This window comes from Gemmatimonas phototrophica (assembly GCF_000695095.2).
GTDB classification, from domain to species: Bacteria; Gemmatimonadota; Gemmatimonadetes; order Gemmatimonadales; family Gemmatimonadaceae; genus Gemmatimonas; species Gemmatimonas phototrophica.
Genome location: NZ_CP011454.1, coordinates 2,453,085 through 2,475,107, shown reverse-complemented (window position 1 = coordinate 2,475,107; position 22,023 = coordinate 2,453,085). Strand labels below are relative to the sequence as shown.

The following is a 22,023-nucleotide window of genomic DNA, read 5'->3' as shown; positions in this document are numbered from 1 at the left end:
CACATCCAGACACGTCATGGGGCTGTTCGATCGTAAGCCGATCGTTACTGCAGAAGACGGTGAACACGGCATGCGCCGCACCCTCGGCGCAGGCGATCTCGTCATGCTCGCAATTGGCGCCGTCATCGGCGCCGGCATTTTCTCGTCGCTCGGTACGGCCGCTGCGGGAGAAACGCTCGCCGACGGCACGGTCGTCCGATACGGCGCCGGTCCCGCACTCGTGCTCTCCTTCGTGCTGCTCGGCGCCGTGTGTGGACTGGCGGCACTCTGCTATGCCGAGTTGGCCTCAATGATCCCACAGGCCGGGAGCGCCTACGCGTATTCGTATGCGACGCTCGGCGAAATCGTGGCCTGGATTGTCGGTTGGGCGCTCATTCTTGAGTATGCCGTCGGGAACGTGGCGGTGGCCATCGGATGGGCCGGGTACTTCAATTCCCTGCTGAGCGGATTTGGCATTGATCTCCCGGGGTGGATGACACACGGGTACTGGAACGTAAAGGCCAGTGCGGATCCTGCGGTACGCGCGTTGTTGGATACGGCACCGCGCATTGCCGGCATGCCAGTGCTCATCAACCTCCCCGCGTTTGGTATTGTCGCTGCCATCACGGCCTTGCTCATGCAAGGCGTGAAGGAAAGCACCCGTGCCAACAACATCATGGTCATCATCAAGCTCATTGTGCTGGGCTTGTTCGTGATTGTTGGCGCGTTGCACATCGATCCGGCCAACTACAAGCCGTTCGCCCCCAACGGATTCACCGGTATTCATCAGGGCGCGGCCATCGTCTTCTTTGCGTATATCGGTTTTGATGCCATCTCGACGGCCGCCGAAGAAACCAAGGATCCGCAGCGCAACTTGCCGCGCGGTATTCTGGGGGGATTGGCCATCTGTACGCTGATCTATGTCGTGGTCGGGTTCGTGGCCACGGGGCTTGTCCCGTACCAGCAGTTGCGCAGCTCTGATCCCTTGGCCAAGGCGCTTTCATTGGCCGGACTGGACACGGCCAGCTGGATTGTTGCCGCTGGTGCCGTGGTCTCCATGTCTGCCGTGTTGCTCGTATTCCAGTATGGCCAGCCGCGCATTTTCTACGCGATGGCGCGTGACGGGCTGCTCCCAAAGTTTGCCGCCAAGCTGGATCCCAAAACACGCACCCCCAAGGTGACCACCCTGATCACCGGGGTGCTGGTGGCGTTGGGCTCACTCCTGGCGGACGATGCGGCCACCTATGATCTCACCAATATCGGGACGCTTGCGGCCTTTTCCGTGGTCTGTATTGGGGTGCTGGTGCTGCGCATCCGCGAGCCGGATCGTCCGCGCCCGTTCCGGGTGCCGTTCGTGTGGGGGGTGACCCTCATGGGCGCCAGCGCGTGTGTGTTCATCATGAAGGGATTGCCCGTCAGCGCCTGGATTGCGTTCGGCGTATGGATGGCAATTGGGCTTGGCGTCTACTTCATCTACGGCTACCGTAACTCCGTGCTGCGTACCGGCGCCACGGATCGCTGACCGACTGCAATTCCTCTCGACCGACTCATGGCTCATCTCTCCGCCGACACGTCCGCCGCCACTCCGGGAAAGAAGGGCTTCCTGGGCATTGGTTTCACCGGCTGGATCATCATCTCGATGATCGCGGGTATCCTCGTGGGTTGGCTGGCGCCGGACTTCGCGCCCAATCTCAAGCCGTTCGCCAACATCTTCCTGCGCATGATCAAGTCGTTGATCGTGCCGCTGCTGTTCAGTACCCTCGTGGTGGGCATCGCCGGCCACGGCGACGACATGAAGAAGGTGGGGAAGCTGGCCCTGCGATCCATCATCTACTTCGAAGTCGTTACCACGCTGGCGTTGGCCATCGGTCTCATTGCCGTCAACGTGGTCAAGCCCGGCGTGGGACTATCCATCTCGGCCGCTGCTGACAGCGAAGAGTTCAAGGCCCTGGCGGCGAAGACACCCACGTTCGGATCGGTACTGGAGCACACGGTGCCGCAGAGTTTCTTCGAAGCGGCCGCACAAAATGAAGTGCTGCAGATCGTGTTCTTTGCCATCATCTTTGCGGTCGCGCTCGCCAAGGTTGAGGGACCGTCCAAGAAGTTCATGCTCGATTGGCTGCAGTCGCTCAGCGACATCATGTTCAAGTTCGTCGGTATCGTCATGACGTACGCACCCATCGGGATCGGGGCGGCTATTGGCGTAACGGTGGGCAAGAGCGGTCTGGATGTCATGATCAACCTGGCCAAGCTTGTGGGTACACTCTACGTGTCCCTCATCATTTTCGTGGTGGTGGTATTGCTGCCCATCGCGATGCTGGCCAAGCTCGATCTCAAGCGCTTCTGGGCGCTGGTCAAGGAACCGTGGCTCATCGCGTTTACCACGGCCTCCTCGGAGGCCGCCTTCCCCCAGGCCATGCAGGCCATGGAGAAGTTCGGCGTTCCGCGCCGCATCGTCTCGTTCGTGTTGCCTACGGGCTATTCGTTCAACCTCGACGGTAGCACGCTGTACCTCGCCATAGCCTCGGTCTTCGTGGCACAGGCCGCCGGCATCGACATGCCCATCGGCACGCAGTTGCTCATGATGCTGACGCTCATGCTCACATCGAAAGGCGTGGCAGCGGTACCGCGCGCATCGTTGGTCATCCTGTCGGGCGCGCTCGCGCAGTTTGGCCTGCCGCTTGAGGGCATCGCCATCATTCTCGGCGTTGATGCCATCATGGACATGGCCCGTACGTCGGTGAATCTGCTGGGCAACTGTCTGGCGACGGCCGTGATGGCCCGCTGGGAAGGCGTCCTTGAAACACCAAAGGATGGCGCCGACGTGGTGGTGCCCGCGTAAGCGGAGCACGGGCGATACATGGGGATCATCCAGGCCTCGATCCCGCTGTTCTTTCTGCTGATCACGGTCGAACTGCTCTACGCGCGGTTCGGCCGTCGGTCGTTGTACCGCCTGAATGACAGCATCAGTGATTTGTCGGCCGGCACCATCAGTCAGATCGCGGGCGTGTTCACCAAGGTGCTGCTTATCGGAGCATACGCCTGGATTGCCGAACACGCTCGTGTCCAGCGGTTCTTGCCCGTGGCCGCGTGGCCGGCCGGGTCGTGGCGCGCCAGTACTGGCGGCATTGATCCTGCCAACATCATGGGCTGGTGTGTGGCGTTCGTCCTGGTGGACTTTGCCTATTACTGGTTCCACCGGGTCTCACACGAAGTCAATGTCTTTTGGGCAGGGCATGTGGTGCACCACAGCAGCGAGGAGTACAACCTTGCCGTGGCGCTCCGGCAAAGTGCCGTGGGGGGGCTGTTGTCATGGATTTTCTATGTCCCGCTCGCCGTGCTCGGCATGCCGTGGGAGCAGTTCGCCGCGTGCTATGCCCTCAACCTGGTGTACCAGTTCTGGATTCATACCCGCGCCATCGATCGTTTGCCGTCATGGTGTGAACGGCTCCTGAATACACCGTCACACCATCGGGTGCACCATGGCGTGAACCCGGAGTATCAGGATCGCAACTACGCTGGTGTGTTTATTGTGTGGGATCGCTGGTTCGGCACCTTTACCGAGGAGCGACAGGAGCCGGTGTACGGGCTCACCACGCCGCTCCGAAGCTGGAATCCGCTCTGGGTGCAGGTCCACCAGTATGTGGCCATCGCGCGCAGCGTATGGCAGGCCCGGTCATGGTCTGATCGCTGGCACCACGTGTTTGGATCGCCAGGGTGGCGTCCGGTGGAGCAGGGAGGTGCCGTGGTGGTACCGGAAGTATCCCGTGAGACATTTGCCCTTTTCGATCCGGCGATCCCTTCAGCGTTGACGCGCTACGCACTGACGCACTTTGTCCTCAGCATTCCCCCAGCGCTATGGCTGCTCTCCAACGCCGGCACATTGCCGATTGGACAATTGAGTGCCGGGGCATTCTATATCGTGCTCGCGCTCACCAATGTCGGAGGCACTCTCGAAGCCAGGCGATGGGCGCTCACGGCCGAACAGGCGCGACTGGGAGCCCTCTTGATTGCCGGGATCGCCTTGCTGACCACCACGCATTGGTTGGCCGGTGGTCTGCTCCTTACGGTCTGTGCGGCCAGCCTGTTCTGGCTATGGGCCATGCGATCGGCATTCGTCGCGCCCAGCGATGAGCGGATGGACTGGCACCACGCCCACTCATGATCGGCGTACGAGAAAGGCCACCGTGGATCGCCGTGTCCACGGTGGCCTTTTGCATGCTTCATGTCAGGCGGTGTGTCAGCTGCCGCTCACACCTCAACACCCAGCAGACGTCGGGCACGACGCACCGCTCCGCGCGCCGCGTCAACCTCCTCGCTGCGAATGGTCGCACCGGGCACGGCACTCTTGAGCCGTTGTTCCAGGCGCTTGCGCACGAGCGATCCGCGCGCCAGCAAACCGCCGGCGAACGCCACCGGGATGGCCGCTCGCTCATCGGTAAAGCAGCGACGGGCCAAGGTGCGCACATGCAACGCCAGCTCTTCAACGCAGAAGGAAATCAGGGCATTGGCACGCAAGTCACCGGTCGCGGCTACCTGCGCGACCACAGGGGCCAGCAGCGCGTAGGCACTCGGCGTGGCCTTCGCGGCCCACGGGATGATGTCATCCAGGGACTCCAGCTCAAGCGCCGTCAGGATGGCACCGGTCAACGCCGTTTCCGGCTCACGACCATCGTGTGCTGCCGTGATTACGCTGAGTGCCCGGCGCCCCAGCCAATGCGCACTCCCTTCGTCGCCAATGTTGGGCCCCCAACCACCACACCGCTCGGTTCGCCCATCGGGCCCCTTGGAGTACGCCACACTGCCGGTGCCGGCAATAAGCAGCACACCGGCTGAATCCCCGAAGGCATCGTCCATGGCAATGGTGGCATCGGCCTGCACGGAAACATCGTCCGCGATTCGCCGCTGCGCCAATGCCGACCAAAGCGCCTGCGCCGCCCGCTCCTGTCCAGCGCCGGCAACGCCCACCACGCATACGGCGGGGCGGGTTTCGGTCCGCTCAGCGGTGGTGAGCGCCTCGCCAATGAGTGACTTGATTACGTCGGCGGCGAGCGATTCCTGTCCCGGTTGAAGCGCACTCGCGGGCCCTTCTATCCGCGCCAGCACTTTGCCGCTGGCATCGGCGAGTAACACCCGGGTACGGCTTCCGCCGCCATCCACGCCTACCACCAACGGCGTCGGGTCGAGAGGTCCGGCGCTCATGTGCGAGTCCCCAACGGTGAAGGCAACGCGGGAGGTGGCGTCGCGTGTGTGAACGAACTGATCAAACCCGTGAGGAAAGTAAGCGAAGTGCCGATCAAGACGTACCACGGCCACGCAATTTTTGCCACGGGAGCCAACGTTGGAGCCAGCACCGGAAACCAGCCACTCAGTGCCTTGGCGAATACCACCAGGCTCATGGTACCAATGCCTACGACCATTCCCGTGAGAGCGTCCCGTTGGATGGCACGGGGTACCATCATGGCCAGGAAGAACGCACCCAACAGCCCGCCATACGTGAACGACGCGATGGAGAGCGCAATGGTGACAACAGGCGTCCCTTCGTTGCGGTACATCATGGCTCCGCCAATCAGCACCGCCGCCCACATGAGGGTAAACGATTTGCTGATCTTGAGCAGTCCCGGATCGTCTGCCCTCTTGCCGGTCAGGGGGAGGTACAAATCATGTAATGTGGCAGCGGCCAGTGAATTGAGAGCGCCACTTACCGTGCTCATCGCCGCCGCGAGAATGGCGGCGATAACCAGGCCGGTGAGTCCCGAAGGCATGACCTCCACAATGAAACGCGGAAAGATCGCATCCGGACGAGCGAATGTCTCGCCACGATAGTAAGCAAATAGGCCAGTGCCGATCAACAAGAACATTCCAAACTGTCCCAAAACGACGAAGCCACTGCCAATAAGTGATTTGCGCGCGTCACGCAAACTTCCCGACGCCATGAGTCGCTGGACAATCAGTTGGTCAGCCCCATGAGACGCCATGCTGAGAAATGCTCCGCCAATAAGCCCGGCCCACAGGGTGTGTGGACGGTCAATCCCGGAATAAGTGTCGATGAGTTGCAACTTTCCCTGCGTGTTGGCGCCAAGCAGAATTGCGCTCCACCCCCCCTCAACGCCGTTGCCCAACAGCCAGATTGCCGCCAACCCGCCAATCAGGTACACCCCGGTCTGCACCACGTCAGTCCAGACGACGGCTCGCATTCCTCCGTGATAGGTGTAAAGCACGGTGAATGCGCCAAGAATGAGAATGGAGAGCGGTCCGACATATTCCGCTGGCACAACCGGACCTATGATCAGACCAACGGGAATGGCGGTTGCAAATACACGAACCGAATCACCAAAAGCACGTGTCACCATGAAAACCACAGAGGCAAATCGTCGCGTGCCCAGGCCAAAGCGCTTTTCGAGCAGCGCGTACGCCGTGACCAGCTCCCCCTGGTAGTATCGGGGGAGCAAGGTATACGCAATGATAATTCGACCAACAACGTAGCCGGCGGCGACCTGCAAGAACGACAGGTTGCCGACGTAGGCCAGCCCAGGAATTGAGATGAATGTCAGGGCGCTCGTTTCAGTCGCGACAACCGAAAAGAGAATGGCCCACCACGGAATGCCCCGACTGGCAACGAAATAATCCCGGGCATCCTTCTGGTCGCGCCCCAGCCAGATGCCAAGGAGCGTGGTACCAACCAGATATACAACCAACACCGACCAGTCGAGGCCCGTGAACGCGTTGGTCATGTCATCGCTCCCGCCATCCGGCAACGGGACTCAGGCAATGACATACGCCTCCATGGCGAAGTACTCCGCCAGGCCCAATTGATCGAGTTGTTTGGCGGTCGTCTTGTTGCGCTGCTCAACACGCTGCCAGAACTCGCGCTCATCCTGTCCCGGGAAAGGGGCCGAGTCTTTTTGGGACTGGTGTTTGAAGATGGCCTGAATCTTCAGCGTCAGCTCTTCCTGCGAGAGGGGCACCAGCACAGTGGCTTCGGTTATCGGCCACTCCTGCCACGCCCCGCGGTACAGCCAGATCTCCGGACGCTTGGCGGCGTGTGCGCCCGTGTACACCTCTGCCACAGCCCGATCAATCGCTTCTTTGCACATGCGGTGCGTACCATGGGGATCCGAGAGGTCACCAGCCACAAAGATCAGGTCAGGCTGCAGCTCCCGCAGCAGCTCCGCCACGATGGCCACGTCAGCCGGTCCAATGGGATCCTTGCGAACCTTCCCGGTTTGATAGAAGGGCAGGTTCAGGAACCGGGCATGCTCCTTGCCAAGTCCCATGACCTCAATGCCGCTCACGGCTTCCGACTCGCGAATGATGCGCTTCATATCCTGCACTTCAGGAATGTCCACATCACCCGCCTGCTTGCGCTGCAGGAAGGCGTGCACCGTGTCGGCCAACTGCCGTACGGCGGTGCCGTCACCAATGCGCTCGCTGTCGAGTCGCAACAGAAAGTCCATGTACCGACGCACGTCGTGGTCGAAGACGGCGATGTTGCCGCTCGTCATGTACGCCACCGTCATGTCGTTCTCATTCTCCACGAACTTCCGGAGAATACCGCCCATCGAGATCACGTCATCATCGGGGTGGGGTGAGAAACAGATGGTCTTCAGGCCGCGGGGCAGTTTGCTCTTTCCACGGATTTTGGCGCCCAGCACGTTGAAGACCAAACCATTCACGGCCCCTGGTGAACCATGGCGCGCCACCAGACTGGTGAGATTGTTCTCGGCATAATCCGCTTGCGTGAGCTTGAGCATGGCCTTTTTCTGTTTTGCCGCCAGCCAGGTCACCGCACGCACCGCCAGTGGCTCATCCCACACCACTTCGTCCAACAGCCATGGAGTCGCAACCCGCGTGAGATCCACCGCGGCCGCGTCATCCACATAAAACGTGGTGTTGGGATGGCGCTGGAGAAACGTGGCGGCTACCGCCCGGTCAATCTCGCCTTCCACCGAGCGCCGGACGATCCCCGACTTGTGTTCACCGGTGGCAAGAATGGCCACTTCACGCGCCGCCATGATGGTGGCGATACCCATCGTAAGGGCTTCGCGCGGTACATTCTCTTCACCAAAGAAGTCCGCGGCGGCATCGCGACGCGTAATCGAATCCAGGTGGACCAGCCGGGTGCGACTGTGCTCACCGGAACCCGGTTCGTTGAATCCGATATGGCCGGTCTTGCCAATGCCCAACAATTGAAAGTCGATGCCGCCGGCCGCCACAATCTTCGCTTCGTAGGCGGCGCACGCAGCATCCACATCGGCCCGGGCCAACGAGCCATCGGGGATGTTCACATTCGCGGCATCAATGTCCACGTGCGAGAACAGGTTCTCCCACATGAACCGATGATAGGAATGGATGCTGTCCGCTCGCATGGGGTAGTACTCGTCGAGATTGAACGAGACCACATGCCTGAAGCTCAGCCCCTCTTCGCGGTGCAGGCGAATCAGCTCCCGATACACCCCAATCGGGGTGCTGCCGGTCGCGAGGCCAAGGACCAGCGTCTGGCCCGCCGCGCTCCGCTCCCGCATGAGCGTCGCAATGCGCTGGGCAACCACCCGCGCCATTGCGCCATGTTCATCGATAATGACGGTCGGGATGCGCTCGCGCGCAGTCCCGGTGACGCCTGCATGCACAAAGGGCGATCCTCCAACGCGCACAGGCCCGGCGCTCATGTCGAGCGCGCGGGCCTGAACAGCGTCAGAGGCCGCCGGGGATCCGGAAGCCTGTGACATAAAATCGGGGAGTGTGGTGGACGCCTGCGCCGCTCTTGGTGCAGGCTGTCGGGTGGATCAGGCCGAGAACGAGCTGCCGCAGCCGCAGCCACCCGTGCTGTTCGGATTCTTGAACGTGAATCCCGAGCCCTGCATCGACGTAACGTAGTCGATCGTGGTGCCGCTGAGGTACTGCGCTGAGAATGGATCGACGAACACTTTGATCCCCTCGAGCTCGATCGTCAAATCGTCGTCCGCCGACTTGTCCTCGATCACGAGCCCGTACTTGAAGCCGCTGCATCCACCGGGCATGACCGACACGCGCAAACCACCCTGCTCGGCGGTGACGCCTTCGGCTTCCATGAACTTGCGCACTTCGCCGGCGGCGACAGGCGTGAGAATCACCATGACGTCCGGCTGCTGCATCGTGCTCATACTCGTCCTCCGAAACGGCCGTCGGCAACCCCGGCCCGATGGACTGCCCTGTCACGGTCCGCTCGCCCTCGCGAGTGGTCCCTCTGACAGTGTCAGTGCGTACTGTTGGAAAAATAGCGACAGGAATACTCCCCTTGCAAGAAACCCGTGGAATCTCAAAGAGATCCATGGCCTCGCTGCCGGGGAAGCAGGGGCCGGTCATGGCGTCCCGGGAGACACGCGCGGCAGTGCCCCGACCACCGCATCCGCGAGCGCGGTTCGCACCGTGCCAATCCGGGTATTCTGCCGGGTGGGATTGACCCGGTTGGTCAACAACAACACGAACAGGTTTTGCCCCGGATCCATCCAGAGCGACGTCCCGGTAAACCCGGTGTGGCCGAAGGCCATGGGCGTCATTCGTTGCCCAGCCGAGTTGCGCCCGGTCGGGGTTTCCCACCCCAGTGCGCGCCGAGAAATGGCGGTGTCCTGCACCTGTATGAACGAACGGACGGTGGCGGCATCAAAGACCGTCGTGCCGTCCAGCGTTCCCTCGTTGAGATACAGACGGGCGAAACGAGCCAGGTCGTGGGCCGTGGAAAACAGACCGGCATGACCAGAGACACCGCCAACCCGGGCCGCATTCTCGTCGTGCACCTCCCCGCGCACTTTGCGCTGGCGCCAGGGGTCTTGTTCGGTGGGGGCAATGCGGCTCCGCCAGCTGGTTGGCGGCAGATATCTCGTTTCCATCATGCCCGCTGGCAGAAAAACGCGCTGGACGTCAAAGTCTGCCAGTGCCGTGCCTGAGACCCTCTCCACGAGACGGCCAAGCAGCATGAATCCGAGATCGCTGTAGAGAAAGCGCGTTCCCGGTACCGTGTCGAGCGGCGTGGCCAGAACCTGCCGCCACGCCTCGGACGGCGTGTCCGTCTCCTTGTACAGCGCTCGCCAGGCGGGCAGTCCGGCGCTGTGCGACAGCAGGTGACGTACCGTCACTCGTTGAGCGCCCGGGACGGTCCACTCGGGGAGATAGCGAACCACGGGGGTGTCGAGCACCACGCGGCCGCTGCCCACAAGTTGCAGGAGCGCGCTGGTCGTCCCTACCACCTTGGTCAGTGACGCCAGATCCCAGATGGTCCGGGCCGTGGGCCGGCTGGCGTCGGCGCTGTCGAGCCGGCCAGCCCCGTATTCGGCCAGGATGCCCTCGCGCGTGCCGATTACAGCATACGCGCCGGGAAATGCTCCCTCATGGACGGCCTGATCCACAACCCGGCGGACGCTGTCCAGCACAGTCCGGTGCACCTCCGCCGAAACCAGGGACAGCGGGGTCAAGGGGCGTGCGGTGGACTGTGTGCAGGCGCCAAGCAAGACCGTCGCCAATAGCAGGCGGGAGACCGCACGGAGCCGCAGGTGCGGGTGTAGCTTCCCCGTGGGGACCGCGTGAATATCCGACCGGGTATGGGGATTGGGGGCGGTCATGTGTTGGCAGTGGCGGGATGGCGCGGGATCGCGCCCTGAACTTATCGGAGATACGCGCGTGAACGCGATGAAAACGGTGCGAACCTGGATCGTGTTGGGATTGGCCATGGCCGCCATGGGATGCGCTGGCGGCGGCCCACCGGACAGCGGTCCCACCCCGGACGATGGGATGGAGCCGCTCCCCGGTATGCGCCCTCGGAACTTCGATCGCAAGGTGCGCCCCGGAATCACGGTCCTGTTGGACGATAGCATCAAGCTGGTGGCAGGCAAGCGTGTCGCGCTGGTGACCAATCAGACCGGTGTCGATGAAAAGGGACGCCGCACGGTCGATCTCTTGTTCAGCGATCCGCGCGCCCAGCGCGCAGGAGTCAAACTGGTCAAGCTGTTTGCACCGGAGCACGGGGCCACTGGCACGGCCGATCGTCCCGGGCTTTCGGATGAACGGGATGAAAAAACCGGGCTCACGGTGCACTCGTTGTACCAGCGGCGAACTATGGCACCGGCTGACAGTCTGTTGCAGGACGTGGATGTGATTGTGGTGGACCTCCAGGACATCGGGACCAGAACCTGGACGTACGTTGGCGTTGTGCTGTACAGCATGCAGGCGGGCGAGCGTCGGGGGATCCCCGTGCTGGTCCTGGATCGCCCGAATCCCCTCTCGGGCGCGGCCACCGAAGGCGCGATACTGGATTCGGCGCTGGCCAATCCCAGCTACCCGACGGCAACGGGCACCATGAACGGGTTTGCCGTGTACGCGTCGCCACTGCGGCATGGGCTCACCATGGGCGAACTTGCCCGCCTCTTTCAGGCCAACCTGAAGATGGGGACCAGGCTCACGGTCATCCCCATGCGCAACTGGCGTCGGCAGATGTGGTTCGACGAGACCGACCTGCCATGGGTCCGCCCCTCGCCCAACATGCCCAACCTCACCACGGCGCTGCTGTATCCCGCGCTGGTGCCGTTCGAAGCCAGCAATGTGTCCGTTGGGCGGGGAACCGAGCAGCCGTTTCAGCGCTTCGGGGCGCCGTGGCTCAAAGCCGACTCCGTGGCCCGGCTGCTGGAGGATCTGTCCCTGACCGGTGTGAGGTTCCGCGCCGAGCGGTTCACTCCGGATAAGCCGGGTGACAATAAATTCGCTGGCCGTTCCATTCCTGGGGTGCGGCTCGAAGTCATCGATCGGGAGCGCGTCCAGCCGGCGCGCCTCGGCGCGGCCATCCTGTGGGCGCTTCATCGCGTTCATGCCGATTCCCTCAAGCTCACTCTCCCGGGGTTCGATCTGCGCATGGGGTCGGCCAAGGTCCGAGAGGCGCTCGTGGGTGGCGCCGACCCCGATGCGGTGCTCGATCGCCTGCTGCCGGCCGTCGTTGCCTTCGAGAAGGACGCAAGACGCTTCCATCTCTACCGTTGACTGTCCTTGAGGCCTAGCTTTCGCAGGCTGGTTCCGAACCCGGCTACGGCTGGGGGCGGCTCCATCCGGCCGTACCAGCGTCGACCGAGCCGGGTCCAGTCACACCTGCCCTGATGAAAGCTCTTTGGAACGCCATCGTTAGCGGATACCTGAAAGTCATTGCCCCCGTGGCGGACTGGCTGGTCGCGAAGCGTGTGCGTCCGAACACCATCACCACCGTCGGTGCCATCTGCACGTGTACCGCGGGCGTTATCTTCGCTACAGGGCACATCAGCATTGGCGGTTGGTTCCTCGGCCTGACGGCGCTCTTCGATGTCCTCGATGGGACGGTGGCCCGCCGGACCGGCACGACCTCGCAGTTCGGAGCCTTCTACGACTCGACCCTCGATCGGGTGGCCGACGGGTTCCTGTTGGGCGGGTTGGTGGTGTTTTATGCCACGCACCCCGTACATGCCAATGACGCCATGGTCATCGTGGCCACGTTGGCGCTCATTGCCGCCTTTCTCACTTCGTATACGAACGCTCGCGCGGAAGGGCTCGGTTTTTCTGCGCGCGTGGGAGTGCTGCAACGCCCCGAGCGGATCACGCTCCTGTCGGCCCCGCAGGCCTTTTTCGGCCTCGCGCTCGATGGGTGGGTACTCGCCGGTATCGTCTCGCTGCTTATGGTGACCGCATGGATCACCTTTTTTCAGCGCATGGCGTACGTGCATCGCATCACCTCTGCTGCACCGACACCTACTTCTCCTGGAGAATAAACGCAGTGTCCGACTCGACCCGCGGGACGCCCGCGAATATCGCCCCGGCCACGGGCAAGCTGGCCATCTTTACGCCGGGCCTCGGCGCCGTGGCGACGACTTTCATCGCCGGCGTCGAGCGTGTGCGCCGCGGTCTGTCGGTGCCCATTGGTTCGCTTACGCAAATGGCCACCATTCGGCTTGGCAAGCGCACGGACAACCGCAGCCCGATGATCAAGGAGTTCGTGCCCCTCGCCGCGCTCAATGACATCGTGTTCGGGGCCTGGGACCCCATTCCGGATGACGCCTACACCGCCGCCACCAAGGCCGGCGTGCTGACCAAGGACGATCTCGAGCCGGTTGCCGATTTCCTGAAGGGCATCAAGCCCATGCCCGCGGTGTTCGAAAGCCGCTACGTCACGCGCATCACTGGCGCCACCAACGTCAAGACGGGGGCGACCAAGCGCGATCTCGCCGAGCAGCTGCGCGCTGACATGCGCAACTTCATGGCGGCCAACGGGGCCACGCGCGGCGCCATGGTGTGGACCGGATCCACGGAGACCTACATCAAGCCCGGCCCGCAGCACCAGACCATCGAGGCCTTTGAAAAGGCCATGGACGAAAACGACGACTCTATCGCGCCGTCCATGCTGTACGCCTATGCCGCCATCATGGAAGGCGTGGCGTACTGCAATGGTGCCCCCAATCTGTCCGCCGATTTCCCGGCCCTCATTGACCTCGCCAACAAGAAGGGTGTGGTCATCTCGGGCAAGGACTTCAAGACCGGGCAGACGTGGATGAAGACCGTGATCGCCCCGGGCATGAAGGCGCGCATGCTGGGCCTCGAAGGCTGGTACTCCACCAATATCCTGGGCAATCGGGACGGCGAAGTGCTCGACGATCCGGCGTCGTTCAAGACCAAGGAAGAGTCCAAGCTGTCCGTGCTGCACACCATCCTGCAGCCCGACAAGTACCCCGAGCTGTACAAGGATTTCTCGCACGTGGTGCGCATCAACTATTACCCACCGCGCGGCGACAACAAGGAAGGGTGGGACAACATCGACATCAAGGGGTGGCTCGGCTACCCGATGCAGATCAAGGTCAACTTCCTCTGCCGCGACTCCATTCTGGCCGCGCCGCTCGTGCTCGACTTGGCGCTGTTCTCCGACTTTGCCCAGCGCGCCGGCATGAAGGGCATTCAGGAATGGTTAAGCTTCTATTACAAGGCGCCTACGGTCGCTGCGGGACTCCAGCCCGAGCATGATCTTTTCATTCAGCAGACCAAGCTGAAGAACACACTCCGCCACCTCATGGGTGAAGAGCAGATCACGCACCTCGGACTCGAATACTACCAGTGATGCTCACCCACGCGCGTCGGTTCAGTCGCGCGGTCGCAGCGGTCGCAGTCGGCGTGTTGCTCGCCGGCTGCGATGCTGGACGACCGCCGCTCGGTGAACTCCGTCTTCGGACGGAGGACTTTACCATCCGGGTCTCTCCCGAGACCCGTCCGACGCGCGCCCTTGAGCCGGTGTACTGGCGTGTCTTGGTGCACGATACCAAGACCGGGCTCCCCATTCAGGGCGGGGAAGGGCGGATATTCGGGACCAACAAGGACATGAAGACGGTCTCCAATGGGCTTGAGGAGACCGGTGAACTCGGGACCTATCGCAGTAACCTGATGTTTGTCACCGCGGGCATGTGGGCCATGGCGATTCAGTTTCGCCGCGACTCCGTGCAAATCCTGCAGAAAACGCAGGACTGGACGCAGGATATTCTCTCGGCCGACGAGCCCGGAAACATCCAGACGCCCACGTCCACCCGCGTCTCGGATTCGGCCAAGGCCCCGGCAGTGACCCCGGACTCCACTCGCAAGCCGGTGCCCTGACGGGCGCCGACGGAGCATTTGTCATGCGGCATTTTCATCGGTGTTCGCTCTCGCCCGACGCGGTGCTTGAGCAGGCCGATCGTTTCTTCGGCGCCCTCGGCCTGACACGCGGGGGCGCCGATGCGCGTTCTCGTACCTTCGGCGGAACGCTTGGTACCGTGAAGCTCTCCGTGAAAATGGAAGGTGGGCACTACACTTTCGTTGAGGTCCACACCGATCAAGTGGGTGAAAGTCGTATCGACAAGAACGTGAAGAAATACTTCAACGCCTTGCATCGGGCGGCCGACCCGCGTCATTCCATCACGGCCGGCTACTGATCATGGCTGGACCCGGAAAGTCCGTGACGCCCCCCACTGAGGATCGGGTGGGGAGGAATATCGGCGTTGGATGCTTTACGTTTTTTATCGGCGCTGTGAGCGGGGCGATGTCCGGAGTGGGCATCGGCAAGCTGATGGGCTTTTTCAATCGTTGCACTCCTGCGCCTGGCCTGCCTGCGTGTGAATGGTGGGTGTTTGCCGGCTACGGTGCCGCCTTTGGCGCACTGACATTGCCGGTGCTCGCGTTGTGGCGCCTCAAGCGTCGCGACCAGGCAGAAGATGTAGCTTCCACGAATCGAGGATGACCGAGTGGCTCGTGTAGACGTGATCATGCCGCAGATGGGCGAATCCATCGCTGAAGGAACGGTGTCGCGCTGGTTGAAAAAAGTGGGCGACAGTGTGAAACGTGATGAGCCCATTTTCGAGATCTCCACCGACAAGGTGGATGCGGAAATCCCGTCGCCGTCGGCTGGCGTGCTGATGGAGATTCTCGTCGGTGATGGCCTGACCGTGGCGGTAAACACCGTCGTGGCGCGCCTGGAGACGGACGCCGCCGCGGCTGCCGCCGCGCCGACGCCAGAGCCGGCAGCGTCACCGAGTGCGGACGCATCAGCGTCAGTAAGCGCTGCCGTGCCCCGTGCCGCTGTCGTGGCCGCTGTCGCCGCCGCTGTTCCCGCCACCGCCATTCCCGCCGCGTCCCCGGGCTCCCTCGAAGATCGGCTGCGCTCCAAATCATCGCCGCTCGTGCGGAAAATTGCCGCCGAGCACGGGGTGGAGATCTCCGCGCTCTCCGGAAGCGGCATTGCGGGACGCGTGACACGCAAGGATCTCGAGGCATTTCTCGCCGCCCGGCCCGCTGGCGGTGCCGCGGCGTCAGTCGCCGGCGCGTCCATGTACGCCCCCGCCGGGGTGGAGCAGCACGGGCCGCTCCCCACTCCATGGGCTGGCGATGTCGTTGAACCCATGAACAAGATCCGTCGGTTGACGTCGGATCACATGAGTCTCGCCCGCAAGGTCGCGGCACACGTGACCACGTTCTTCGAAATCGATCTCACGCGCGTGGCCCGCATTCGCACGGCGATGCGCAAGGATTTCGAGGCACAGTCCGGACAGAAGCTCACGTACCTGCCGTTCATCCTGCAGGCTGTCACCATGCAGCTCAAGCGTCATCCGGTGCTTAATGCGGCGGTCGCCGGTACTGACGTCATTTATCGCAAGCAGATCAACCTCGGTATTGCCGTCGCGCTCGAACCGAACGGCCTCATCGTTCCCGTCGTCAAGCGCGCCGATGAGTTGTCCCTGACCGGACTGACGCGGACGGTGAATGACCTCGCCGCACGCGCCCGCAGCAAGAAGCTCAATCCCACCGAGGTCCAGGACGCCACGTTCACCATCACCAACCCGGGAACGTTTGGCTCCATCACCGGTACGCCCATCATTCCCGTTGGCACCACGGCCATTCTGTGCCTCGGTGCCATTGAGAAGCGTCCCAAAGTCATTACCGGACCGGATGGTGAGGACACCATCGCCATCCGTACCTGCGCCTATTTCTCGCTGTCCTTCGACCACAAGGTCGTGGACGGTGCGGACGCCGATCGTTTTATGTCCGACCTCAAGAAGGCGCTTGAATCCATGCCCGAAACGGGATTCTGAGGGAGCGAGGAGCATGGCCCGCGCGCTGACCATTGTGGAACGTCAGGTCCCCGACGCGGAACGCGCGGCCTATTTCGCGGCACTGCCTCAGCGCAAACAACGCGCGTCGGCAGTGCCCGCGCATTTCTGGGTTTTCGAACACGCATCTGAGCGTGGTCGCTTCATAGAGTTCACCGAGGCCGGCAGCGAGACTGAACTCGCCGCCGTGCACGGGCAGGACATGTCTGCCAGCTGCTGGCACGAAGTTCAGGGAGGTTGAGATGCCCACACGACACATCAGCATTGATGGACGTGACTGGCAGGTGTACCCATCCGGTTTCCTCACACAATACGTGGGAGACGAATTCGGATTGATTTTTGTGTCAGGCAAGGGTGATGCCCGCGAGGTGCGGGTCACGCGCTATTCCCCCATGGGAACCCGCTCGCGGGAGCAATCGCTGGCGCAGCTTGATGACGCGCAGTTGCACGACCTCTTCCGCGCGTCGCAGCCGGGCGCGCGCTCCCCAGAGGCAGGCTACCGGTCGTGATCGAAGAGACCACGGCGCCGGCGCCGGCGTTCGTGGATTTGCAGGTGCATTCCACGGCTTCTGATGGAGCGCTCGCACCGGCCGCCGTGGTGCAAGCCGCGGCCGATGCACAACTGTTTGCCATCGCCATCACCGATCACGATACCGTGGACGGACTCGATGAAGCCGCCGAGGCGGGTCAGCGCCTTGGCGTGCGCATCGTTCCCGGCGTCGAGCTCAGTACGCATTTCGACGACGATGAGCTGCACCTGCTTGGCTTGCATCTCAGCAATCGCGAGGCCATGCGGGACGCGCTGGCCGACCTTCGACTGCAACGGGTCGCGCGCGCCGAGCGCATTGTGGCCACGCTCAATGCCCATAGCATTCCCATCACCATGCAGGCGGTGATGCAGGAAGCGGGCGACGGCGCGGTTGGCCGTCCGCACATCGCACGTGCCATGCTGGCGGGCGGATGGGTGCGCGAGTTTCGCGAAGCGTTTGACAAGTGGATCGGCTGGGGCGTCCGGCCTATATGGCCAAGGACAAGTTCGACGTTGCTGATGCGATTGCCCTGGTCCATAAGGCTGGCGGTCTGGCCGTCTGGGCGCACCCCGGCGACTCGGCCACGCCGACCCGCATTGCCCGCCTCGCCGATATGGGGATGGATGCGGTGGAGGTGCTGCATCCCAGTCATCCGCCCTATCTGGTCCAACGGCTGGTGGAGCACACGGAGAAAGCCGGGTTGCTGCCCAGTGGAGGATCGGACTGGCATGGCACCCAGGAGGGACCCCGGAAGCTCGGTGGGCAGCTGGTGCCCAAGGTCTGGCTCGATTGGCAGGATGCAAAAGTCGCCGCTCGCGACGCGGTGGTGTAGCCCATGCTGCGACGGGTGGCACTCGTCACGGGCAGTGCGCGGCGGGTCGGTGCCGCGATTGCGCGCAGTTTTGCGGAACGCGGCTATCACCTCGTGCTGCATCACGGAAACTCGCCCGATGACGCGGCGACACTGGCAAGAGAGCTGGAGCAGGCGCATGGCGTGCGGGTGCTGGTCGTGCAGGAAGACTTGCAGGATTCCTCCGCGCCCGCGCGAATCGTGCAAGCGGCCGTCGCGGCCTTTGATGCCCTTGATGTGGTGGTCAGTTCCGCGTCCGTCATGGAGTTCCGGGACTTCGAGTCTGTTACGCCCGATGAGTGGGCTCGCACCGAAGCCATCAATCTCCGCGCTCCGTTCTTTCTGATGCAGGCAGCAGCGCGTGCGCTGAACGACGGCGGCTGCATCATCCAGATGGCCGACCACCTGGCCGATGAAACCGGGTTCCCGCAACTCATCCCGCATCAGGTCACCAAAGCGGCGGTGCATCAGTTGGTGCGGACGGTGGCCGAACATCTTGCACCGCGCATTCGCGTCAATGCCATCGCGCCGGGACTCGTGCTCGCCCCCGAAGACATGACCGAGGCGGCGCGGGAGAAGTTCTTGCGCGACGTGCCATTGGCTCGCACGGGGACCCCCCTCGATGTGGTCGGTGCGGTGCACTATCTCGTTGACGCACCGTACATCACAGGCACCTTGCTCCGGGTCGATGGTGGACGTCATCTCCGTCGCTAACGTGGGCACCGCGTTACCGCTTGCCTTCCGGCGCATCGTCGTGATTGGCGGAGGTTGTTACGGAAGCTGGTATACCCAACAGCTCACGCGTGCGGCCCAACGTGGGGCGTTGTCCGTCCAGGACATCGTCGTGGTCGATCGGGATCCGCACTGTCGAGTGGCCACCCAGCTCGACCAGCAGCACTACACGGGCGCCCCGGTCCGGGTGGTAGTCTCCACCTGGGACGAGTATCTCGCCATCTGGCTCGCTGAAGGGGCACCGGCACTTGCGGCCGATGCGATGGTACCGTCACCGCTGATGCCGCACCTCTGCCTCGATTGGTTGATAGCCCGTGCGCGTCTTCGGTGGCCTGGGCGTGGCATGGAGGTGGTGCCCCTCCCATCCGTACCGCCCACGCCTTGGGAACGTGCGGCACCGGACAACCGGCACTACGTCAGCTTTGCCACGTGGACCTGTCCGGTAAACTGTATCGAGCCCGCCAAGTGCCCGGCTACCCGTGGCCCCCGCGACTGGAGCATGCCGGTCGCCATCGGGCGCATGGCGGATCGCGAACCAACGCTGCACGGAACGGCTATTTTTCATTGTACCCACCGCACCTACGGCGTGGGGATGATCGACGCTGCCGCCATTGCCCGGGCAGATGAGCAGTTGGCACAGTGGGGCAGTGACGGACCGAGTCGCGTGCTGGTTGGTACGGTCTCGCACTGCCATGGTGCGCTTGGGGTCCTCGAACTTTCATAACACACGGCGTCTTCGTTTCAACGAAACGCTCTGCTTCATTTTGCTTTCACCCATCGTGAACATGTCTGATTCGACTTCCGAAAACGTCGTCATCATCGGATCCGGCCCGGCGGCCTGGACGGCGGCCATCTATGCGGCTCGTGCCAATCTCTCCCCGCTGGTATTCGAGGGTGAGCCGGTCGGCACTGAGCTCCCTGGTGGCCAGCTCATGCTCACGACGGACATCGAGAACTTTCCGGGGTTCCCCGAGGCCATCAGTGGCCCCGACCTCATGGAACGGATGAAGGCGCAGGCGGTGCATCACGGAACGCGGGTGGTGTCCGAACTCGTCAAGCAGGTGGACCTGTCGCAACGCCCGTTCACCATCACACCCAACTACTCGCCTGCCGTCACCGCACACACGATCATCGTAGCGACGGGAGCGGCGGCCAAGTGGATCGGTCTCGAGAGTGAGATTCGCATGGCGCAGCAGGGCGGCGGCGTGTCGGCGTGTGCGGTCTGTGATGGGGCCATGCCCTTCTTCCGTAACAAGCGTCTCGCAGTGGTGGGCGGTGGCGATACTGCAATGGAAGAAGCGATGTATCTCACCAAGTTTGCCAGCGAAGTGGTCATCATTCATCGCCGCGACAGTTTCCGCGCGTCAAAAGTCATGGCCAACCGGGTACTCCAGCATCCCAAGGTCCGGGTGATTTGGAACTCGCAGGTGACCGAGGTGCTGGGTGATGATTTCATCACCGGCCTCTCCCTCGCAGACACCGTGACCGGGGCCGTCAGTCAGCTGGAAGTTGGTGGGCTCTTTGTGGCCATTGGGCACACGCCAAACACCAAGTTCCTCGGCGGGCAGTTGGACACGTCGGAGTTCGGGTACATCAAAGTGGCGCCATGGCGGACCTCCACGAACGTGGATGGCGTCTTTGCCGCAGGCGACGTCATCGATGACTATTATCGGCAGGCGATCACCTCGGCGGGCACCGGCTGCATGGCGGCGCTGGAAGCGGAGCGTTGGCTGGCGCATCACGGCATCGGCGAGGCCCCCGTACTCGAAACGGGTGAAAGCTCCATTGCCACGGCGCAGGACTGAACGTGTCCGGTTTGCGCGTGCAGCAACTGACCGTCGGACCGCTTGAGGAGAACTGCTGGCTGCTCTCCGATCCTGAATCGCAGCAGGCGGTGCTGGTTGATCCCGGTGATGAGGCGGAAACGCTGCTCGCCGCGGTCGCCGCGACTGGGTGTCGGCTGGCCGGTGTCTGGCTTACGCATTGCCACTTTGATCATGTGGGAGGGCTGGCGGGGGTCGTGCGGGCCAATCCGGTACCCATTTGGATGCACCCGGCAGACCAGTTCTTTTACGAGCATGCCGCCGAGAACGCCGGGCGATGGGGCATTCAGATCGAAAACCCGCCCCCGGCCCAGCACCAGCTGGCCGAGGGGAATACACTGACGCTTGGAGCCTACTCCTTTGCCGTATGGCACGTGCCCGGGCACGCTCCCGGTCATGTGGCATTTATCGGGCATGAACTCTGCATTTCAGGTGATGTCCTCTTTGCAGGGTCCATCGGGCGCACTGATCTGCCACTCTGCGACCCGCCAGCCATGCACCAGTCCCTCATGCGCCTGGCCACCCTTCCAGAGGGGACTCGGGTATTACCAGGGCACGGTGTTATGACTACGATCGGGCGTGAGTTGGCGTCCAATCCCTTTCTGCGTGGCGCCGCACGGCCAATCGGGGCCTGACGTCCCGGTCCCATACGCGGCATCCGTTCAGCCGTTACCTCTCGCGCACAGACAAGATGACTACGCAACGAACCCTACCGGCCCTTGCTTTGGCAGCGTGCGCGCTGACAGGCTGCTCAAGCATTACGGAAACTGAGCAGAACCTTCAGAAGTACGGTGCGGTCAACTTTCTCGCGAAGGGCACTTCGGCCACGCAGGCCAGCGCTGCGACGACCGTGGTCTTCTTCGAGTCTATCGGTCTGCAGGTGCCAAACAGCATCACGCAGCAGAGTGATCAATGCATTTTCGCCCCGGTGGATACCACGGTGCAGAGCGCGCGGGGTGATCGTGCGGCCGGTACGTCGATTGGGATCACGGTGGCCGGTGCAACCCGGCAGTTGCCCTACTCCGCGACGGACGCCCGCTATGCGACGCCCGACAACGCCCCTCTGCTATACACCGCAGGTGACGTAGCGCAGGTCAGTATACCGGGTGAGGGCACCAGTTTCCCCGCCATCACGGGGTCCATCAAGCTGGCCGAGCCCCTCGCGCTCGGACCGCTGACCATCCCGGCGGCTGGCGCGAATCTCTCCGTCACGTGGAATGGCACCAACGATCCAACGGCCGCGATCATCCTGCAGCTCAGGTACGCGAATCCCGCCACGTCCCCCGTTGCGAACGAACAGGTGTATTGCGCGCTACGGGACGATGGCTCCGTGGTGATTCCTGGCGGGCTCCTCACACAGTTCCTGGCGAGTGGCCCACCGAAGCGGTCATTGACGCTCGTGAGGTGGCGCACCAATCTGGTCGGAACAAACGCGGCCAATTTGCATCTCACGTCATCCATCGATACCACCTTCGTGTTTCCGTGATCACCTGACC

General features: G+C 62.8%; 22 protein-coding genes and 1 pseudogene. 18 read left to right on the top strand and 5 right to left on the bottom strand.

Translation table 11 applies throughout. The features are described 5' to 3' along the window. Positions 1-16 precede the first annotated feature (16 nt). The 3 genes from GEMMAAP_RS10545 to GEMMAAP_RS10535 are packed head-to-tail and all read left to right on the top strand — an operon-like array spanning position 17 to position 4,144. Entirely contained in the window at positions 17-1,501 is a 1,485-nt protein-coding gene (locus GEMMAAP_RS10545) for an APC family permease (RefSeq protein WP_026849796.1), read from the top strand. A gap of 27 nt (positions 1,502-1,528) precedes the next feature. Continuing rightward, on the top strand, positions 1,529-2,821 hold the full coding sequence (locus GEMMAAP_RS10540; RefSeq protein ID WP_053334175.1) for a dicarboxylate/amino acid:cation symporter: 1,293 nt from the start codon (positions 1,529-1,531) through the stop codon (positions 2,819-2,821). Positions 2,822-2,839: 18 nt separating this feature from the next. Further along, positions 2,840-4,144 (top strand): sterol desaturase family protein, encoded by a 1,305-nt coding sequence (locus GEMMAAP_RS10535; RefSeq protein ID WP_026849797.1) that lies wholly within the window; start codon positions 2,840-2,842, stop codon positions 4,142-4,144. Between the two features lie 86 nt (positions 4,145-4,230). Here the strand turns inward: GEMMAAP_RS10535 and GEMMAAP_RS10530 are convergent, their stop codons facing one another. From GEMMAAP_RS10530 to GEMMAAP_RS10510, 5 genes are all read right to left on the bottom strand, one after another. Beyond that, the gene (locus GEMMAAP_RS10530; RefSeq protein WP_026849798.1) at positions 4,231-5,181 is read right to left on the bottom strand and encodes an N-acetylglucosamine kinase; all 951 of its coding nucleotides are present in this window, start codon (positions 5,179-5,181) and stop codon (positions 4,231-4,233) included. Then, positions 5,178-6,713, bottom strand: coding sequence for a sodium:solute symporter (locus tag GEMMAAP_RS10525; protein ID WP_026849799.1), 1,536 nt, complete (start codon positions 6,711-6,713; stop codon positions 5,178-5,180). The genes GEMMAAP_RS10530 and GEMMAAP_RS10525 overlap by 4 nt, the downstream gene beginning before the upstream one ends. 30 nt (positions 6,714-6,743) lie before the next feature. Further along, positions 6,744-8,708, bottom strand: coding sequence for a glucosamine-6-phosphate deaminase (gene nagB, locus GEMMAAP_RS10520; RefSeq protein ID WP_026849800.1), 1,965 nt, complete (start codon positions 8,706-8,708; stop codon positions 6,744-6,746). A gap of 57 nt (positions 8,709-8,765) precedes the next feature. Beyond that, positions 8,766-9,122, bottom strand: a complete 357-nt coding sequence (locus GEMMAAP_RS10515; RefSeq protein WP_238588119.1) for a HesB/IscA family protein — start codon at positions 9,120-9,122, stop codon at positions 8,766-8,768. Between the two features lie 198 nt (positions 9,123-9,320). After that, positions 9,321-10,577 carry a serine hydrolase domain-containing protein gene (locus GEMMAAP_RS10510; RefSeq protein ID WP_158514812.1) on the bottom strand — a complete coding sequence of 419 codons (1,257 nt, stop codon included), beginning with the start codon at positions 10,575-10,577 and terminating at the stop codon, positions 9,321-9,323. 67 nt (positions 10,578-10,644) lie between these two features. On the opposite strand from GEMMAAP_RS10510, the gene GEMMAAP_RS10505 reads away from it, so the two are divergent. The 15 genes and pseudogenes from GEMMAAP_RS10505 to GEMMAAP_RS10430 all read left to right on the top strand — a co-directional run bounded on the left by GEMMAAP_RS10505 (position 10,645) and on the right by GEMMAAP_RS10430 (position 22,013). Then, positions 10,645-11,985, top strand: coding sequence for an exo-beta-N-acetylmuramidase NamZ family protein (locus GEMMAAP_RS10505; protein ID WP_053334177.1), 1,341 nt, complete (start codon positions 10,645-10,647; stop codon positions 11,983-11,985). Between the two features lie 113 nt (positions 11,986-12,098). Continuing rightward, on the top strand, positions 12,099-12,740 hold the full coding sequence (locus GEMMAAP_RS10500; protein WP_053334178.1) for a CDP-alcohol phosphatidyltransferase family protein: 642 nt from the start codon (positions 12,099-12,101) through the stop codon (positions 12,738-12,740). Positions 12,741-12,745: 5 nt separating this feature from the next. Beyond that, positions 12,746-14,077, top strand: a complete 1,332-nt coding sequence (locus GEMMAAP_RS10495; protein ID WP_026849803.1) for an inositol-3-phosphate synthase — start codon at positions 12,746-12,748, stop codon at positions 14,075-14,077. Then, entirely contained in the window at positions 14,074-14,604 is a 531-nt protein-coding gene (locus tag GEMMAAP_RS10490; protein ID WP_145979093.1) for a hypothetical protein, read from the top strand. The genes GEMMAAP_RS10495 and GEMMAAP_RS10490 overlap by 4 nt, the downstream gene beginning before the upstream one ends. 23 nt (positions 14,605-14,627) lie before the next feature. Then, entirely contained in the window at positions 14,628-14,921 is a 294-nt protein-coding gene (locus GEMMAAP_RS10485) for a hypothetical protein (protein ID WP_026849805.1), read from the top strand. 309 nt (positions 14,922-15,230) lie between these two features. Beyond that, positions 15,231-16,574, top strand: a complete 1,344-nt coding sequence (locus GEMMAAP_RS10475) for a dihydrolipoamide acetyltransferase family protein (RefSeq protein WP_202969112.1) — start codon at positions 15,231-15,233, stop codon at positions 16,572-16,574. A gap of 13 nt (positions 16,575-16,587) precedes the next feature. Continuing rightward, on the top strand, positions 16,588-16,833 hold the full coding sequence (locus GEMMAAP_RS10470) for a hypothetical protein (RefSeq protein ID WP_026849807.1): 246 nt from the start codon (positions 16,588-16,590) through the stop codon (positions 16,831-16,833). A gap of 1 nt (position 16,834) precedes the next feature. Beyond that, entirely contained in the window at positions 16,835-17,101 is a 267-nt protein-coding gene (locus tag GEMMAAP_RS10465; protein WP_026849808.1) for a hypothetical protein, read from the top strand. Then, positions 17,098-17,295: pseudogene (locus tag GEMMAAP_RS21230) on the top strand (PHP domain-containing protein); the annotation flags it as partial. The gene GEMMAAP_RS10465 and the pseudogene GEMMAAP_RS21230, both read left to right, overlap by 4 nt. Positions 17,296-17,585: 290 nt before the next feature. Beyond that, on the top strand, positions 17,586-17,954 hold the full coding sequence (locus tag GEMMAAP_RS10455; RefSeq protein ID WP_075071486.1) for a PHP domain-containing protein: 369 nt from the start codon (positions 17,586-17,588) through the stop codon (positions 17,952-17,954). Between the two features lie 3 nt (positions 17,955-17,957). Then, positions 17,958-18,686 carry an SDR family oxidoreductase gene (locus GEMMAAP_RS10450; RefSeq protein ID WP_026849809.1) on the top strand — a complete coding sequence of 243 codons (729 nt, stop codon included), beginning with the start codon at positions 17,958-17,960 and terminating at the stop codon, positions 18,684-18,686. Beyond that, positions 18,661-19,428 carry a hypothetical protein gene (locus GEMMAAP_RS10445; RefSeq protein ID WP_158514810.1) on the top strand — a complete coding sequence of 256 codons (768 nt, stop codon included), beginning with the start codon at positions 18,661-18,663 and terminating at the stop codon, positions 19,426-19,428. The genes GEMMAAP_RS10450 and GEMMAAP_RS10445 overlap by 26 nt, the downstream gene beginning before the upstream one ends. 61 nt (positions 19,429-19,489) lie before the next feature. Then, positions 19,490-20,509 (top strand): thioredoxin-disulfide reductase, encoded by a 1,020-nt coding sequence (gene trxB / locus GEMMAAP_RS10440; protein ID WP_026849811.1) that lies wholly within the window; start codon positions 19,490-19,492, stop codon positions 20,507-20,509. 2 nt (positions 20,510-20,511) lie between these two features. Next, positions 20,512-21,162 carry an MBL fold metallo-hydrolase gene (locus tag GEMMAAP_RS10435; RefSeq protein ID WP_238588117.1) on the top strand — a complete coding sequence of 217 codons (651 nt, stop codon included), beginning with the start codon at positions 20,512-20,514 and terminating at the stop codon, positions 21,160-21,162. Between the two features lie 56 nt (positions 21,163-21,218). Continuing rightward, complete coding sequence (locus GEMMAAP_RS10430) at positions 21,219-22,013, top strand: hypothetical protein (protein ID WP_145979091.1); 795 nt, start codon at positions 21,219-21,221, stop codon at positions 22,011-22,013. Positions 22,014-22,023 lie beyond the last annotated feature (10 nt).